15 protein-coding genes and 2 pseudogenes are annotated in these 15,167 nt (G+C 44.1%); 2 read left to right on the top strand and 15 right to left on the bottom strand.

The window, feature by feature from the left end:
• Positions 1-177 precede the first annotated feature (177 nt).
• The gene (locus ASG93_RS00560) at positions 178-774 is read left to right on the top strand and encodes a hypothetical protein (protein ID WP_056827772.1); all 597 of its coding nucleotides are present in this window, start codon (positions 178-180) and stop codon (positions 772-774) included.
• A 71-nt stretch (positions 775-845) separates the two neighbouring features.
• Here the strand turns inward: ASG93_RS00560 and ASG93_RS00555 are convergent, their stop codons facing one another.
• Positions 846-1,586 carry a pseudouridine synthase gene (locus ASG93_RS00555; RefSeq protein WP_056827771.1) on the bottom strand — a complete coding sequence of 247 codons (741 nt, stop codon included), beginning with the start codon at positions 1,584-1,586 and terminating at the stop codon, positions 846-848.
• Positions 1,587-1,592: 6 nt separating this feature from the next.
• Positions 1,593-3,131, bottom strand: a complete 1,539-nt coding sequence (locus ASG93_RS00550) for an RsmB/NOP family class I SAM-dependent RNA methyltransferase (RefSeq protein ID WP_056827769.1) — start codon at positions 3,129-3,131, stop codon at positions 1,593-1,595.
• 214 nt (positions 3,132-3,345) lie between these two features.
• On the opposite strand from ASG93_RS00550, the gene ASG93_RS00545 reads away from it, so the two are divergent.
• Positions 3,346-3,855, top strand: a complete 510-nt coding sequence (locus tag ASG93_RS00545) for a thioredoxin family protein (RefSeq protein ID WP_056827766.1) — start codon at positions 3,346-3,348, stop codon at positions 3,853-3,855.
• 151 nt (positions 3,856-4,006) lie between these two features.
• On the opposite strand, the gene ASG93_RS00540 is transcribed toward ASG93_RS00545, so the two are convergent.
• From ASG93_RS00540 to ASG93_RS00485, 13 genes and pseudogenes are all read right to left on the bottom strand, one after another.
• Complete coding sequence (locus tag ASG93_RS00540) at positions 4,007-4,762, bottom strand: ABC transporter permease (protein WP_056827765.1); 756 nt, start codon at positions 4,760-4,762, stop codon at positions 4,007-4,009.
• 109 nt (positions 4,763-4,871) lie between these two features.
• Positions 4,872-5,245: pseudogene (locus ASG93_RS37005) on the bottom strand (RNA-guided endonuclease InsQ/TnpB family protein); the annotation flags it as partial.
• 1 nt (position 5,246) lies between these two features.
• A pseudogene (locus ASG93_RS37000) lies at positions 5,247-5,975 on the bottom strand (RNA-guided endonuclease InsQ/TnpB family protein); the annotation flags it as partial.
• Between the two features lies 1 nt (position 5,976).
• A partial coding sequence (locus ASG93_RS36995) for an RNA-guided endonuclease InsQ/TnpB family protein (RefSeq protein WP_414858829.1) occupies positions 5,977-6,346 on the bottom strand: 370 nt, incomplete at its 3' end.
• Between the two features lie 238 nt (positions 6,347-6,584).
• Positions 6,585-7,334 (bottom strand): ABC transporter permease, encoded by a 750-nt coding sequence (locus ASG93_RS00525; protein ID WP_056827759.1) that lies wholly within the window; start codon positions 7,332-7,334, stop codon positions 6,585-6,587.
• A gap of 5 nt (positions 7,335-7,339) precedes the next feature.
• Positions 7,340-8,335 (bottom strand): ATP-binding cassette domain-containing protein, encoded by a 996-nt coding sequence (locus tag ASG93_RS00520; RefSeq protein WP_056827757.1) that lies wholly within the window; start codon positions 8,333-8,335, stop codon positions 7,340-7,342.
• Entirely contained in the window at positions 8,328-8,756 is a 429-nt protein-coding gene (locus tag ASG93_RS00515; protein ID WP_056827755.1) for a DUF309 domain-containing protein, read from the bottom strand. The genes ASG93_RS00520 and ASG93_RS00515 overlap by 8 nt, the downstream gene beginning before the upstream one ends.
• A 3-nt stretch (positions 8,757-8,759) precedes the next feature.
• On the bottom strand, positions 8,760-9,557 hold the full coding sequence (locus tag ASG93_RS00510; RefSeq protein ID WP_056827754.1) for a GTP pyrophosphokinase family protein: 798 nt from the start codon (positions 9,555-9,557) through the stop codon (positions 8,760-8,762).
• Between the two features lie 26 nt (positions 9,558-9,583).
• Complete coding sequence (locus ASG93_RS00505; protein WP_056827752.1) at positions 9,584-10,681, bottom strand: quinone-dependent dihydroorotate dehydrogenase; 1,098 nt, start codon at positions 10,679-10,681, stop codon at positions 9,584-9,586.
• 155 nt (positions 10,682-10,836) lie between these two features.
• On the bottom strand, positions 10,837-11,670 hold the full coding sequence (locus tag ASG93_RS00500; RefSeq protein WP_056827750.1) for a PRD domain-containing protein: 834 nt from the start codon (positions 11,668-11,670) through the stop codon (positions 10,837-10,839).
• Between the two features lie 85 nt (positions 11,671-11,755).
• On the bottom strand, positions 11,756-13,204 hold the full coding sequence (locus ASG93_RS00495; RefSeq protein ID WP_063891734.1) for a PTS transporter subunit EIIC: 1,449 nt from the start codon (positions 13,202-13,204) through the stop codon (positions 11,756-11,758).
• Between the two features lie 142 nt (positions 13,205-13,346).
• Entirely contained in the window at positions 13,347-14,186 is an 840-nt protein-coding gene (locus ASG93_RS00490; protein ID WP_056827749.1) for a carbohydrate ABC transporter permease, read from the bottom strand.
• A gap of 42 nt (positions 14,187-14,228) precedes the next feature.
• Positions 14,229-15,134, bottom strand: a complete 906-nt coding sequence (locus tag ASG93_RS00485; protein ID WP_056827747.1) for a carbohydrate ABC transporter permease — start codon at positions 15,132-15,134, stop codon at positions 14,229-14,231.
• Between the last annotated feature and the right edge of the window lie 33 nt (positions 15,135-15,167).

Below are 15,167 nucleotides of genomic sequence, written 5' to 3'. Positions count from 1 at the left end.
TAGTAGTTTTGTAAATCTCAAATTTTGAAATATTACTTTTTCGCTTCGTTATCCCCTGTGAGCCTGCTTGTTTCTTGTTTGAAACGGCAGATCATAGGCTTTTTTGCCATAATGATTGTCATATGTGTGCTAGATTTAGAATAAGTAGTAATAGAGAAGAAAAGGAGGACCGCTTGTATGCTAACTTTAAAATCATGGACAAGTTTTTTCAATAGGGAATCGCCCGAATTTTATAAAACCGTTAAAGTCCGTGCACCTCGCGATTTTTTTAACCGAGCAGAAGTTTTTATTGAAGATATCCAATACACTACAAATGAAGAACTGTATGGTATGAATATAACGTTCCTTGTAAAATTATTATTTGATAATTTTCTTGATCACGTTCGCCAAGATAAAGATTTGTACGATTACCTGTTGGATTTGAGAGAAACCTACAGTCATTTTTTAAATATGAATACCAGCGTAATGGGTAACAGTCTGCGAGATATACATAGAGTTGCGAAGTTTCAATGGAGTTTATCTAACGTGTCTAGTATGACCGGTGCAAGAGATTATTTGACCCTGAACGTAGACATCCATCCAAGAGAAGTCAACCGAATAGCCGTATTTTTCGATGATTGGGATTGTAAGTATGAGATTCCATTGGATATGGACCTGAATGAGCTTTTGTCGTTGCTCTTTATTGAATTCATCACTGAACTAAGGAATGGACTTGCTGAGGAGACCAAAAAGGAGATTATTGCATCCATCTTAAAGAAATGGGAAGAGCGTTAGCAAGATACAAAATAAAACACGCACAATCCGTTTCGTACAATCTGGACTGTGCGTACTATTCGTAATTAACTCTAAGTTGCATTCTGCAAAGCAAGAAGTTCCTCTTTACTCAACTCTCTCACTTGACCCAATGCTAAACTTGGATCTAACGCAAGTGGCCCCATCGAAATTCGTTTCAGGTATACGACTTTTTTGCCGACGGCTTGAAACATCCGTTTCACTTGATGGAATTTGCCCTCCATGATCGTTAGCTCGATTTCCGAGGGCTCATTTTCAGACTCTTTGCCGGTCTTCAAAATTCGCAAAATACCCGGAAGTGTTTCATAACCGTCGTCCAAAGTAACACCTTGGGAGAAGGCATCGCGGTCCGATTCGCTTACCTCCCACTCGACTTTCGCGAAGTAGGTTTTGGGTACATGTTTGCGTGGAGAAAGAAGATTATGGGCCAATTTCCCATCGTTCGTTAGCAAAAGAAAGCCTTCTGTATCCTTGTCCAGGCGTCCAACAGGGAATACATCGAATGGTGCATATGCCTTATCCAAAAGATCCACAACCGTGCGGTCGCGATTGTCTTCTGTGGCAGAAACGACCCCCTGCGGTTTATTCATCATGAGATAAACGAATTCACGGTATAATACCGGTTCACCGTTTACAATGATGATATCGGTATCGGGGTTCACCTGCATACCGCTGTCTTTGACTTTCACACCGTTGACGTAAATCGCGCCATCTTTGGTGAGGCGTTTGAGTTCAGAGCGTGTGCCGATGCCCACATGGGCGAGTATTTTATCGAGCCTATGTGTTTGTTTCATGACCGATTAGGTCCACCTCCAGCCGGGCGGGTATTCGTTCTTCAGCATCCCGTCGTGCCATTTGCCCCAGCCGACGGGATGGTCTTCAATGCAGACAAGGCAGTAGCCTTTGGCTGCCTTGGTCACTTCCGGGTCGCGGACGATCTCGCTCTCCGCGACTTCGAGCGTCTCGCCCTTCAGGTACCGAAGGGCTCGCTCGTCGCTCGAAGCCAAGCTCAGCGCTCGCTTGGCTTCGCGCATGCGCAGTCCCATGGCTAGCGCATGGGACGGTTCGAATCGGCCGCGGTGCAGCGCGCCGATGTACCAGCCCGGCCGCACGACTTTCAGTCCGTGCAGCTCGGGCAAACCGGCCGGCGACGCATAGGCGTGCTCGCCGTAACACACGAGCCGCGCGGCGGCGAAGGGCTCGCTGCGCAGCAGCTCGCCCGAGAACGCCTCCAGCGGCTCCAAGCTCACAGCCGCGCGAGTCGACGCCTCCGCGCGCCCCTTCCGCAGCGCCTCACGGCCGCTGCGCTTCCCCGATGCCGACACAACGTCGGGATCACTCCCTACATCTCTTGCATCTCTTGCATCTCTTGCATCCCCATCATCGCCAGCGTCCAAATCCCCATCCCCCCGCAAAACCGCAACAAAATGCCCCTCGCCCCGCAAACGATGCGGCCAAAGCCTCGCGGTCCCAGCTACCGCCTCCCGAGCGCGGTCAGAGAACTCCTCCGCACACCATGGCGCACGCAGCCAATCCGGCCGTCCAACGCCAAAACCCTCAACCGGAACCACATCAAACGCCGGATGCTTGTCCAAAAACTCCGCGATCTGCGCTTCATTCTCCTCCGGTGAAAATGTACAGGTCGAATAGACAATCATTCCGCCGGGCGCTAGCATTTGGGCAGCCTGACCAAGCAGCTCTCTCTGCATACTAGCGAATTCCTGAACAGAATGACGCTCCCACTGCTGCATCATCTCTTCTTCTTTACGGAACATCCCTTCACCCGAACAAGGCGCGTCTATTAATATTTTATCAAAATAGCCTTGAAAGACCTTTAACATCCGCTCCGGCTTCTCATTCAAAACAATAGCGTTTCTAACACCCAAAAGCTCAAGATTTTTAACAAGTGCCTTCACTCGATCAGAATGAATGTCATTAACAACAAGCACCCCTTCGCCTTGAAGCTTAGCGGCTATTTGCGTTGATTTCCCGCCAGGCGCGGCACATAAATCGAGAACACGCTCCCCCGGACGCACTTGCAGCAATTCGACTGGCGCCATCGCGCTTGGTTCTTGAATATAGTAAAGCCCTGCATGATAATACGGATGCTTCCCAGGACGTTCACCTTCTTCGTAATAAAAACCATCGGAAGCCCAAGGCACCGCGCTTAGCGCAAACGGACTTTTCGCCAAAAAATCCGCCTTTTCCACCTTCACCGTATTCACCCTTAAACCAAACGTTCTCGCTTGGTCATACGATTCCAGAAATTGCTCAAATTCATCTTCACCCAATAAATCAATCATTTTTTCTCTAAAAAGAGCAGGCAGCTGCTTCGTCATCCGGACATCTTCTCTTTCATCTTTTATCTTTAGTATTTTATCTTTTCAATCTCTTGTCTTCATTATCAGCCTTCATTTCACATTCATCCAATAACCTATCGGTATTATAGCCGACTTGTCACCAAACAGCCAATTATTTTCAAAATATCAACAGGATATGCTATACTTTTTAAAGAAGATAGTAGAAAGTAAACATTATAAAGAGGTGCATACATTGAAGAAGCTGCTTATTTATCTAGGCGTTGTTCTTGTTTTATTTGGAGGCTTATATTTCGTTAATCAGCAGTCTACCAAAACTTCGGACAAAGCTAATGCTGGCAATCCCTATGGCGTTGCCGCATCCAAATTAAATCCGGAAACAGTGAAGCAATTAAATGATCCGAACTATCAAAACCTCATTCTACCAAAGGATTTGGATCAAAGACTGAAGAACAAAGAAACATTTTTCCAATATTATTACGCTTCGACCTGCCCACATTGTAAATTAACAACCCCGGTTCTTGTACCCATTGAAAAAGAGCTAGGTATTGATGTCAAACAGTTCAACTTGGAAGAATTCAAGGATGGCTGGGAGAAATATAAAATCGAATCCACCCCTACACTCGTCTACTACAAAAATGGTGTAGAAGTGGAACGAATTGTCGGCGGTGTTCCGGAATCCGGTTCAACTGGCGGCAACACGCCTGAGATGTTCAAAGCCTTCTTCCAAAAGTATAAAGGTTAAAATCTTACAAGGATAAACGACTCCGTCGTCCTTTAGGGACGAGGGCGTTTGTCAAGGTAGATGCGAAGCAAAAGTATAAAAACTTATACTTTCTTATGTACTGACAAAAGCAGCGGAGATTCCGCTGCTTTTTGTTATTCATCTCAAATACTCAACTACTCGCACTAGTATAATGGCGCAAAGCGATCTTCCATAAAGCCCTCGTCAATCCAAAACAAACCATAGCAATCCCTACACACCAAACGACTTGCCATCCGCTGATTCGACCAATGAGCGCTGCAGCTGGGAATGTTGTTATGAAAGCAATCGGAAATATATAGGTTAAGGTGAATCGTAATAAACCTTTATAGACCGAAACTGGAAACCGTGCGGTTTCAAAGAACGAACTAAATAGATAAGACAAGTTATCTACTTTAACAGCCCAGAACGAGAACATCATCATGCCCATCCAAAGTGAATAGACCACAACCAACGATGCAAGGAAAACAATAACAAAGCGTAAAAGCTCAACAACACCAGGAACAGCGTTTAGCTCTAAGAGTGCATAAGCCGTCAAACCAAAACCAAGAATAATATCGGCTAATCGCCAGAAAACCAGGTGCCTAAAGCTAATGTAAAATTGGCTGTTAACGGGTTTCGTCAGGATGAAATCCAATGTCCCTTTACGAATATGACTGACAAGACGAGACATATTCGGCTGAAGGATAAACTCAATAAATCCATGTACAGCGTTGAAAATACCTAGAAGCACCAACACCTCATAGAAACCCCATCCGCCAATTTCCTGAGTACGATAAAAGTATAATTGAACGGTCAAGATTGCCACGAATAGCCAAAAAACCGTGGATAGAAGATTTGCGGCAAAGTTAGCTCTATACTCGAACTCTTCGACTAAACATGCCCGCATAAACTCCGTGAACCTCTCTCCAATGAATTGGATAGCTTCTCAAATCATCGAGACTTGTAACCTCGTCTCTCCTTGAAGGCTAGTTCCTAACCTGATTAGACTGGTATGGCTATGATATTTTTTGCAAAGCTAGTTTCAATATGTTAATGGCTGCATTTTCGTCCCGATCTGCCTTGTATCCGCAAGAACATTGATGGACACGAACAGCAAGTGATTTTTTGACGATTTCGCCGCAGTTAGAACATCGTTGTGATGTTTGATAGGGATTCACTTGCATAACCTGACGACCAGCGCTTTCAGCCTTGTACGTCACGAATTGAACAAGTTGCTTCCATCCGCTATCCGCTATGCTTTTTGCAAGATGATGGTTCTTGACCATCCCTTGTATGTTCAAGTCCTCGAAGGCAATGAGTCCATACTCATTTACTAGCTTTCGCGACTCTTTATGGGCATAATCCTTACGCTGATTCGCTACCTTTTCATNTGTTCTAAGGTATCACTGGGTTCCATGAAATAAAGTATGTTCAAGTCCTCGAAGGCAATGAGTCCATACTCATTTACTAGCTTTCGCGACTCTTTATGGGCATAATCCTTACGCTGATTCGCTACCTTTTCATGAAGTCTGGCTAGTTCGCCTACAGCTTTGCGTCTGCGGTTTGAACCCCGCTTTTTCTTCGAGACCGCACGCTGCTTTCGTTTCAACTTTTCTTCGCTTTTACGAAGAAATTTCGGTGATCGTATACGATCACCCTCTGATGTTACCGCAAGCTGTGACACACCAAGGTCAATGCCTATCTGCTTTTCTGACGCTGAAAGGTATTTGCTTTCGACTTCGCAAGAAAAACAAGCGTAATATTTGCCATTCTTCACCATGATGGTACACGTCTTAATCGTTCCTTGCGGTTGCCGATGAAGTCGTATGCGCACATTGCCGATCTTGGAAAGCTGAAGATGCTTTCCCCCTATGGAAAATCCGCTTTGCGGGTAAGTAAAGGAGCTATACTGACTTTCAGGCTTGAATCTCGGAAAGCCTGCTTTCTCACCGTTTTTGACGCGGCGAAAAAAGGCTTGATACGCCTTGTCCAACCGTTCTACGACATTTTGAAGAACTTGTGAATGGACATTTTTGAGCTCGGGTATATACTGTTTTCTCACTGGCAACGTCGCCTTCTGCTCGTAGTAGGTTAAGCTTAGCCCAGTTTGCTTATAGGCANCCTCTATGGAAAATCCGCTTTGCGGGTAGGTAAAGGAGCTATACTGACTTTCAGGCTTGAATCTCGGAAAGCCTGCTTTCTCACCGTTTTTGACGCGGCGAAAAAAGGCTTGATACGCTTTGTCCAACCGTTCTACGACATTTTGAAGAACTTGTGAATGGACATTTTTGAGCTCGGGTATATACTGTTTTCTCACTGGCAACGTCGCCTTCTGCTCGTAGTAGGTTAAGCTTAGCCCAGTTTGCTTATAGGCATCGATTCGTTCTGCGAGCAAACGATTATAGAGGAGACGGCAACGTTGCAGAACGAAATGAATGTTTTCTTGCTCTTCCTTGGTTGGATATAAGCGGAATTTATAGGTTATTAGCATTAGCCCTCTCCTTCCATTTGCCTTGTGGAAATCAAATATATAACATTCGTTTCTATCTGATTCCATTATACCAAACAAATGTTCTTATTCAAAGAGGAGAGGAAGAGTATTGTTAGAATAGGAATTTTTTTGCCCTTGCCATCCCACAAAGGGATATCGGGCAAAGCGGACTTTCATCTACCCCATTAAAATGGGAAGGATTCTCATCCGCATGTCCTAAATAGTCGTATATATTTGATCACTGTCGTACCGTTCCTTCCTCATCCGCCCACTGAAATATAGCTGACGATCCAAGCTCAAGCTTGCCTGTCAGCAGCTCAACTGGAAACCCTACGGTTCCATAGAACGGCAGCCAGGCTGCCATTTTTTCAACCCAAGAAGGAAACATACTCAGCGGGGCTAAGCGACCAGCAAGAAACAAATGAACACCCTCATATAAACTATAAATCGCGGTCTCCCTGTTCGTCCAAAAAGCCATCAGACCAAACTCGAAACCAATCAGAAAACGGATTGCAGAGGAAAGCACAATAGCGAAGAACGAGAGTAAAATTATTTCCAGGGAAATAGTCAACCTGAGCATAGGGACGAAAACAGCAGTTATCGCCCATGCGGGGATTAGCAATACAGCAAAAAACAATTTATATACGAGGTTTTGAGAGATACTCCAATGAACCGGATGGAAAGGCCGTACGATCTTGGTGGAGAGCGACCCGTCCTGAATGCTGGCATCCAGCTCCCACACATCCCATGTACTCGTCAATCGATCTATAAGAAGTACTCCCAGGAAATACACCATATAATCATGAGCTGTATATCCGCCAATGGAATTATTATCGCTTATCGAGAGCCAAACAGCCATACTGACCAGAGGCTGAATGAATGCTCCTATCATCCAAATGAGCGATTCACTCCGATAGGCAAACATAACCGCCCATTCAACTCGAAGCAGCATCCGATATTTTTGCCAAAATAAAGCTAACGCCTTCATGCTCCTTAACTTCCCCCTTCGGTCCCCGCTTCAAACGCTTGTGCGATCACCGATTCCATAGAAGGATCTTCAATGGTCAAATCCAATACCTTCAAATGGGTTAATAATCGGGCTGAAAGTTCGGAAACTTGCTCTCTTGGCACGTCTAATTCCACATTTGGAAACTCATAATGAGATAACGTCCCTAACCCTTGGGTTACAGCAATGAGCTCTGACTCCCTTACCCGCTCAGCCAATTGAAGACGAATACGCTTATTAGGCGCATATTTATCAACTAGTTGGGAAATTGCACCATCGTATAGGAGACGCCCTTTTCCAATTACCAGCACTCGCTCACATAACGCCGTAACATCCGCCATATAGTGACTAGTCAATAAGATGGTCGCCTTATATTTACGGCTGTAATCCTGAATGAATCGGCGCATCACTTCCTGCATATTCACATCGAGGCCAATCGTCGGCTCATCTAGAAATACAATACGTGGGCGATGCAGCAGCGCCGCCGCCAGCTCACACTTCATCCGCTCCCCTAGCGAAAGCTGTCTAACCGGTTTACGGATGACTTCTTCCAACTGGAGCAGCTGCACCAGGTCTCCTAAGGTTTCTTCATATTCCCGATCAGGTATCTCATAAATGACTTTATTAACGAGAAACGTTTCCGCTGCGGGAATGTCCCAGATGAGCTGACTTTTCTGTCCCATAACGAGTGAAATCTGCTTCTTAAATTCCTTTTTTTGCTGAAAAGGAACGAAACCGCCCACATTCACTTCACCACCTGAAGGATGCAGCAGTCCAGTTAATACTTTCATTGTAGTCGTCTTACCTGCCCCATTCGGACCCAGAAAAGCAACTATTTCACCTTCCGGTATAGAAAAGGAAACATCGTCTACCGCTTTAACGGTGCGGAACTTGCGGTGAAACAAGCTTTTCAAAGATGCCATGAAGCCAGGCTCTCGCTCATGAACTTGATAATATTTACTCAGCTGACGAACCTCAATCATGGCCATCCTCCTCTTCATGCTGGGGTGGATGCAGCTTCACTTCAGCAAGAAGTTCACTCAATTCATTATCTACAATATGAATGTCCAAATCATAGGGGGTAAACGGCTCATTCTCTATCCGTAACAGCTTATTTAAGTACTCCCCACTATCTCGGATCAGTCTTTCCAAATCAATGCCGAGCGTATGTGCAGGGTATGGCGCTAGCTTGTCCAGTCCTGCGCTAAATAGCTTGATGGAACCGCTTACGTTTCCATTGGCATGATGATAAAGGCCCACTGCAACCTGCAGTAGACCTTGGTATAAGGGGCTTCGGCCTTCCTCCAGCCAAAGCTCCTCCATCACTTCATGACATTCGAAATAGTCTCTTTGATCATTGAAATAGTATAAGTAAGTCACATATAAACGATCGTAGATACTCATAGATCAGTTATTGTCTCCTTTTTTCGCTCTGGCGATTGCAACCTCAATATCGGATGACAGATCACTCAAACCTTCTTCCGTCTCCCATATCTCGTTAAATCGCAGCTGAAATTGAGCGGCTTCCCGAACTCGATGATAGAAATAAAGTTCCTGAATGTTATTGAGTACTTTGTTTACCAAATTCGAGTTATCTTCAAACATCTTCTGAGACGCAACAATCTCACCACGAATACTGGACATTTCCTGATCCAACAGATAAGCAGCCTCGGCCGCTTTACTAAGGCGTGCTCTAACCTCAGATGGCAATTGTTCTTTATATTTATAATTCAAAGAATGCTCAATCGTCGCCCAGAAATTCATGGCAAGCGTCCGAATTTGCACCTCAGCTAATATTCGTTTCATTCCTAAAGCGGTTTGAACGGGATATTCAATAATAATATGAAAGCTGCGATAGCCACTTGGTTTTTTATTAGCAATATAATCTTTTTCGTAGACTACACTCATATCCTGTCTGCTGCGAATCAGCTCGGCCAAACGATCAATGTCTTCTACGAACTGACACATTATCCGAATCCCAGCGATATCCTCAATACCCGACTCTAATTGATCCATCGGAACGCTCAAGCGTTTCGCTTTCTCCAGCACGCTTGATATCTTTTTGACACGTCCCGTTACGAATTCAATAGGTGCATACTCTTCTCTACTCTTCAGTTCGCCACGCAGTGTCTTGAACTTTACTTTTAGCTCCTCCACTGCTTGTTCATAAGGCAGGAGAAATTTCTTCCAATCTCGTCCATCCATTCTTTTATCCTCCATTCTGAATGAAGTCAATGATGATCTGCGCCGATTGCCTCTGAAATATGTGTATAACCATCTCTCCTGAGCAAATCTTGTAGTCCTTTATTCAAGCTGGCAAGCATGCCGGGTCCTTCATAAATAAAGCCCGTATATACTTCAACTAAGCTTGCTCCGGCCCGTATTTTGTCATAGGCCTCTTGCGCCGTAAATATTCCACCGGACCCAATGATCGGCAGCTTGCCTTCCGTCAATTGATAGACACGTCTAATGACTTCCGTTGTTCGCTTTGTTAGAGGCTTTCCGCTAAGTCCGCCTGCTTGCTCGCGATTAGGGTGAACTAGCCCTTGTCTGCTGAGCGTTGTGTTCGTGGCGATAATCCCAGAAATACCGCTATCTTTAATTGTATGCACGGTTAATTCAAGTTCTTCATCCGTAAGATCCGGCGCAATTTTAACCAAAACAGGTTTACTTGAATGTCCATTCTTCTTCTCTTGAAGCTGCATTTCCGTTGTCACGGCATCAAGCAATCGCTTCAAATCGTTCCCATGCTGTAAATTACGCAAATCCGGTGTATTTGGTGAGCTAATATTCACAACAAAGAAATCACCATATGTATATAACTCCCGAATACATGCTCGATAATCCTCTTCGGCTTGTTCATTCGGTGTCGTCTTGTTTTTACCTATGTTAATAGCTACGGGGATGTCACGTTTACCTGACTTCATCAAGTTTTTGGCCATCACATCTGTACCTACATTATTAAAGCCCATCCGGTTGATAAGCGCCTTGTCTTCCGGAAGACGAAATAGCCGCGGCAGCTCATTGCCCGGTTGCGGCTTTGGTGTAATTGTGCCTACTTCCATGAAACCAAAGCCTAGTTGTGAGAATCCTTTAACAGCCTTGGCATTTTTATCTAAACCAGCAGCCAAACCTATTGGATTTGCGAATTGTATTCCCCATAATTGTTGGGCCAAGAGTGGTGAATTGGGCACTCCATACATGGATTTGAGCAGTTGTTTCCCACCAGGGAAGCTCACTACTGCACTTAGCCCGTCAATCGTAAGATGATGCGCCTTCTCCGGATCCATTCGGAACAAGATTGGTTTTCCTAACTTCTTATACAGCATGTCCTATGCACTCCGTTCTCTAATGACTCTAACAGTCAGTTTAGCTGACAACGTGCAAATATGCAATCCACTGAAAGGTATTTCACCTCTATTTCAAACAAAAAATCCCTGCTCCATGAAGGTTGCAAGGGAATCCAGATTAGCTATTTAACAACCTATGCTTCTGTTCGTTGCAGCAGTCTTTCCAGATGCATCGTCAAGTAACCCGTTTCATCGTCAGGCACTTCTAATTGAAGAGAATCACTCAGCATGAGAGATAACACCTTCGCCTTCACATAGGTGTCTCCATACTCCTCTTTAATCTTTTCAAGCAGCGAGTTCTGGAGTGTCTTTTTTTGTTTGACCCGTTCAATAACACCTTTCAAGTGACTAATGAAGCGCAGTGTTGAGAACGAATCATCGAAATTAAAGCCTAATTCTTTGGCAGATTCGATCGTCTGAGACACAACTCTAACTACCGCTAAGGAATCAGAAGCTTGCTCTTTTTTACGTGAGCCATTGAAATGCATGGTTAAGAAAGCAACTTCATCTTCCGGCAATTTGACATCCAAATGCTCATTGAGAAAATCTACGGACTTCTTGGCTACTTTGTATTCCTCAGGATACATATACCCAATTTCATATGCGAATGGATTCGTGATGAAAATACCGCGTTTTTGTCGTTCGACAGCAAAGTTAATGTGATCGACCAGCGAAGCGTGAATCGTTTCGGAGAAGTCGCCTTCCAGCATGCTTTGCGCATAAGCGATGACTTCCTCCGTAATCCCGATAATTTTCAAATCAACCGCATTCAGAATTTGCTCGTAGTTTTTAAGAACTTCGGATGTATGCAGAAGAAATTCTTGTGTTATTTCGCCTTCATCAATGAGCATTCCCGGCGTTTTTTTGAATCCAATTCCTTTACCGAAAGCAATTGAATTTTTCCCTGATGTCAAATGTGCCATCACCACGTTATGGGATAGTACATGAATAATCGTCCGTTCAATCATAAGACACCTCCTAATCTTTGTTTCGGGGTCCCCGCAAAGTAATCGGAATAGACTTCGAAGGCATACGTCACTTTGTGGGGTAAATTTAGGCTTGTCCTGATTTGTCTTTTTGCAAGTGAAGCAAGGGTTTAATACTTTCTCGAATTTGTTCCGATTCTGTACCAAAAACAACGTGTACATTTCCTTTTCCAAGTCTAATAACCCCAATAGCCCCAAGGTCTTTAAGCTCGCTGTCTATAATTAAGTTTTCTTCATTTACCAGGAGGCGTAGTCGTGTAATGCAAGCATCGATCGAGATAATGTTAGAAGCTCCGCCAATATGCCTTAGAATGCTGGTTGGACGGTCTTCTTTCTTTTCTGCAATGGCCTCAATAGCATCTTCTGTTCCAATCTGAGCAGCTTCGTCCTGAGCGGGCACTTTGAATGGAAAGAAATGAAGATAGGTCCGAAATACCGCATAATAAAGGAAGAAGTACCCTACTCCAACAAGGAGAATCCAATACGGATTCGTAGATTGATGCCAGCTAAGAACGAAATCAATAAATCCGGCTGAGAATCCAAATCCCATTTTCACCTGCAGCATATTCATGATCACCATGGAAAAGCCAGTTAAGACCGCATGTATCAGATATAAGCCTGGTGCTACGAACATAAAAGCAAATTCAATTGGCTCTGTTATGCCAGTTAGGAAGCTGGTTAATACAGCACTAAGCATCACAGGAACAACAAACTGACGGTTAGTAGACGAGCTTCTAATTAAAGCTAAGGCAGCTGCAGGAAGCCCAAACATAATAACGGGATAAAAACCAGTCATGAAAAGTCCCGCTTCTGGATCTCCAGCAAAAAATCGTGAGATATCGCCGTGCAGCATTTTACCTGTTGGTGTGATGTAATCTCCGATTTGAAACCAGGCTATATTATTAATAATATGATGCAAACCCGTTGGGATTAGAAGCCGGTTCATCATTCCGTAGATGAATACGCCAATGTTCCCATTATCAACAATCCATAACCCGATTACACTTATGCCCTTCTGAACTGGAGGCCAGATGAAACCCATCAACACCCCTAGGAAAACCATGACCAAAGATGTAATTAACGGAACGAATCGCTTGCCTCCGAAAAATCCGAGCGCCTTGGGCAGCCGGGTATGTTGGAACCTGTTAAAGAAAGCAGCAGATAGTATCCCAACGAGCATACCGCCTAGAACACCCATATCCAGTCGTTCCGCGGAGTCGGTCCCCACTTGAAAATGCTTCAAGACATTGTCGAACACTAAATAGCCAACCGCTGCAGCAAGCGCCGCTATCCCGTCTCCGGACGTAAGTCCAATGGCGACACCAATTGCAAATATGAATGGCAAATTATCAAAAATCGCACTTCCGCCTAACTCAAAAATCTGAGCCACCTGCATAAGAAATGGATCACTAAACGTCATTTTCCCAATACGAAGAAGAATGGATGCCGCCGGCAGCACCGCAATCGGAATCATCAATGAACGTCCTATTTTCTGCAATATATACATAGCTCTCATGTCATGTTCCCCTATAAAAGCCTACAAGTTTGGCCGTTTCTTGTTTGCTCTTGCCTATCCCAATTATAGTAGAAAGAACACCCTCCCGAAAGGATAAAATCCTCTAGGATAAGGTGTTTATTCTATGCAACCCATTATACAGTTATTTCACAGCACCTGCAGTAATGCCACTTGCGATTTGACGCTGAAAGATCATATATACAATCAACGTTGGAAGTGTCGTTATAAGCAGGCCTGCGAATAACGGCCCCCACTCAACTCTATACTGCATTTCTGCCTGCATAACCGCAAGACCGATTGGAAGTGTGTACTTGGTTGGTTCATTGGTCAAAACGACCCCTAGGAAGTACTCGTTCCAGTTATTCAGCATGTTTGTAATCATCACCGTGATTAGACCTGGTTGAGACAATGGCAGCATAACACGGAAAAACGTACCGTAATAGGAGGTCCCGTCAATAATCGCCGCTTCTTCAATTTCCTTTGGCAGTGATTTGTAGAACCCTACAAGCAAGAAAATTCCAAAAGGAAGATTAAGTGCCGCATAGACCAGAATTAATCCTAACCACGTATTGATTAAGTGCAGATCATTCAACAAGAAGAACAGTGGAATCAGTGCTAGTGCAAAAGGTATCATCATGGACGAGATGTAGATTGTTAAGAGGATTTTGTTCCCTTTAAAATCATACCTAGCCAGGATGTAGGCTGTCATTGCAGCGAGTATCATACCCAAAAGAGTACTTCCAACCGTCACAATAATGGAGTTCATGAAATAGATGCTAAAATTATATTTACTCCAAACATAGGAGAAATTTGACCAAAGCAGCGGGAATTTAGGCAATGCCCATGGGGCATTTAAGAAAAATTGTTCATTATTTTTGAGCGCATCAAGCAGTGTCCAAATCAATGGATACAGGACGGCGACGCTCCAAATAAGAAGAATGATCCCGATAAACATTTTGGCTAACGGATTTTTGATGACCATACGTTGGTTCCCCCTCCTTCAGTATCGTTTTCTATAATGACCTTAATGCATTTCGATTGTTTCTTGGCGCATGATACGCTGCAGGACAAGAGTAGTAATCAGTGAAACGATTAAAATCATGACACCGATGGCTGCCCCATAACCGAAATGATATTGCCCAAAAGCCATCCGATACAGATAAGATCCCATAACTTGGGTCGTATTATCAGGCTGTCCGCCATTTGTCATTAATTGAACAATGACGAATGATCCATTGAGTGTCGTAATGACAATATTAACAATGGAAACCTTAATTTGTTCCCAGATGAGCGGCATGGTAATGTGGCGGAATTGCGACCATTGACCAGCTCCGTCTATATTAGCTGCTTCATAGTAGGAAGCAGGAATATTCACGATTGCAGCAATCATCAAGATCATATAGAAGCCGATACCAGCCCAAATCGTTGGGGGTAATAGCATCCAGATCGTATGCTGTGGAAATCCTAACCAAGTAATATCGACTTTATTACCTGTGAATAGTGACAAGAACGCATTCAGGAATCCAATTTGCGGGTTGTAGATGAAGTTCCAGAGCACACCAATAACAACAACCGAAATTACATTCGGGATAAAAAATATAGCGCGGAAGAAGCCTGAGCCTCTCAGCTTGAAACGAGTTAAAGCAACAGCGAAGAACGTCGCCAGAATCATAATGCCAATAACTTTACCTACGACTAAAAAATAATCATTCCCGATGGCTCTAAGTACAATCGGATCCTTAAATAATTCGACGAAATTATCAAATCCAATAAACGTGCTATTCTCTGACATTCCTGACCAATCATAGAATGACTTCTGCAAAGCTTGTATCACAGGGTATACCGTAAACACACAGAAGAAAAGAAAAGTCGGAATGATGAATGAAGCGATGAACAAATTCCGTTTCCACATTTTCGACTTGGTCTTCATTCTATCCTCACCGTCCTATCATTAAAATGGCGG

The sequence above is a fragment of the Paenibacillus sp. Soil787 genome (assembly GCF_001429545.1).
In the GTDB taxonomy this organism is placed as follows: Bacteria; Bacillota; Bacilli; order Paenibacillales; family NBRC-103111; genus Paenibacillus_E.
The sequence above is the reverse complement of the archived record's forward strand: the minus strand, read 5'-3'. Positions and strand labels throughout refer to the sequence as shown.

Coding starts and splice junctions, on each gene's coding strand:
- ASG93_RS00510 (WP_056827754.1), bottom strand. CDS start 9,557: ATGGATGGACGAGATTGGAAGAAATTTCTCCTGCCTTATGAACAAGCA.
- ASG93_RS00515 (WP_056827755.1), bottom strand. CDS start 8,756: ATGAGTATCTACGATCGTTTATATGTGACTTACTTATACTATTTCAAT.
- ASG93_RS00540 (WP_056827765.1), bottom strand. CDS start 4,762: ATGCGGGCATGTTTAGTCGAAGAGTTCGAGTATAGAGCTAACTTTGCC.
- ASG93_RS00485 (WP_056827747.1), bottom strand. CDS start 15,134: ATGAAGACCAAGTCGAAAATGTGGAAACGGAATTTGTTCATCGCTTCA.
- ASG93_RS00505 (WP_056827752.1), bottom strand. CDS start 10,681: ATGCTGTATAAGAAGTTAGGAAAACCAATCTTGTTCCGAATGGATCCG.
- ASG93_RS00555 (WP_056827771.1), bottom strand. CDS start 1,586: ATGAAACAAACACATAGGCTCGATAAAATACTCGCCCATGTGGGCATC.
- ASG93_RS00550 (WP_056827769.1), bottom strand. CDS start 3,131: ATGACGAAGCAGCTGCCTGCTCTTTTTAGAGAAAAAATGATTGATTTA.
- ASG93_RS00525 (WP_056827759.1), bottom strand. CDS start 7,334: ATGAAGGCGTTAGCTTTATTTTGGCAAAAATATCGGATGCTGCTTCGA.
- ASG93_RS00520 (WP_056827757.1), bottom strand. CDS start 8,335: ATGATTGAGGTTCGTCAGCTGAGTAAATATTATCAAGTTCATGAGCGA.
- ASG93_RS00500 (WP_056827750.1), bottom strand. CDS start 11,670: ATGATTGAACGGACGATTATTCATGTACTATCCCATAACGTGGTGATG.
- ASG93_RS00495 (WP_063891734.1), bottom strand. CDS start 13,204: ATGAGAGCTATGTATATATTGCAGAAAATAGGACGTTCATTGATGATT.
- ASG93_RS00490 (WP_056827749.1), bottom strand. CDS start 14,186: ATGGTCATCAAAAATCCGTTAGCCAAAATGTTTATCGGGATCATTCTT.
- ASG93_RS00560 (WP_056827772.1), top strand. CDS start 178: ATGCTAACTTTAAAATCATGGACAAGTTTTTTCAATAGGGAATCGCCC.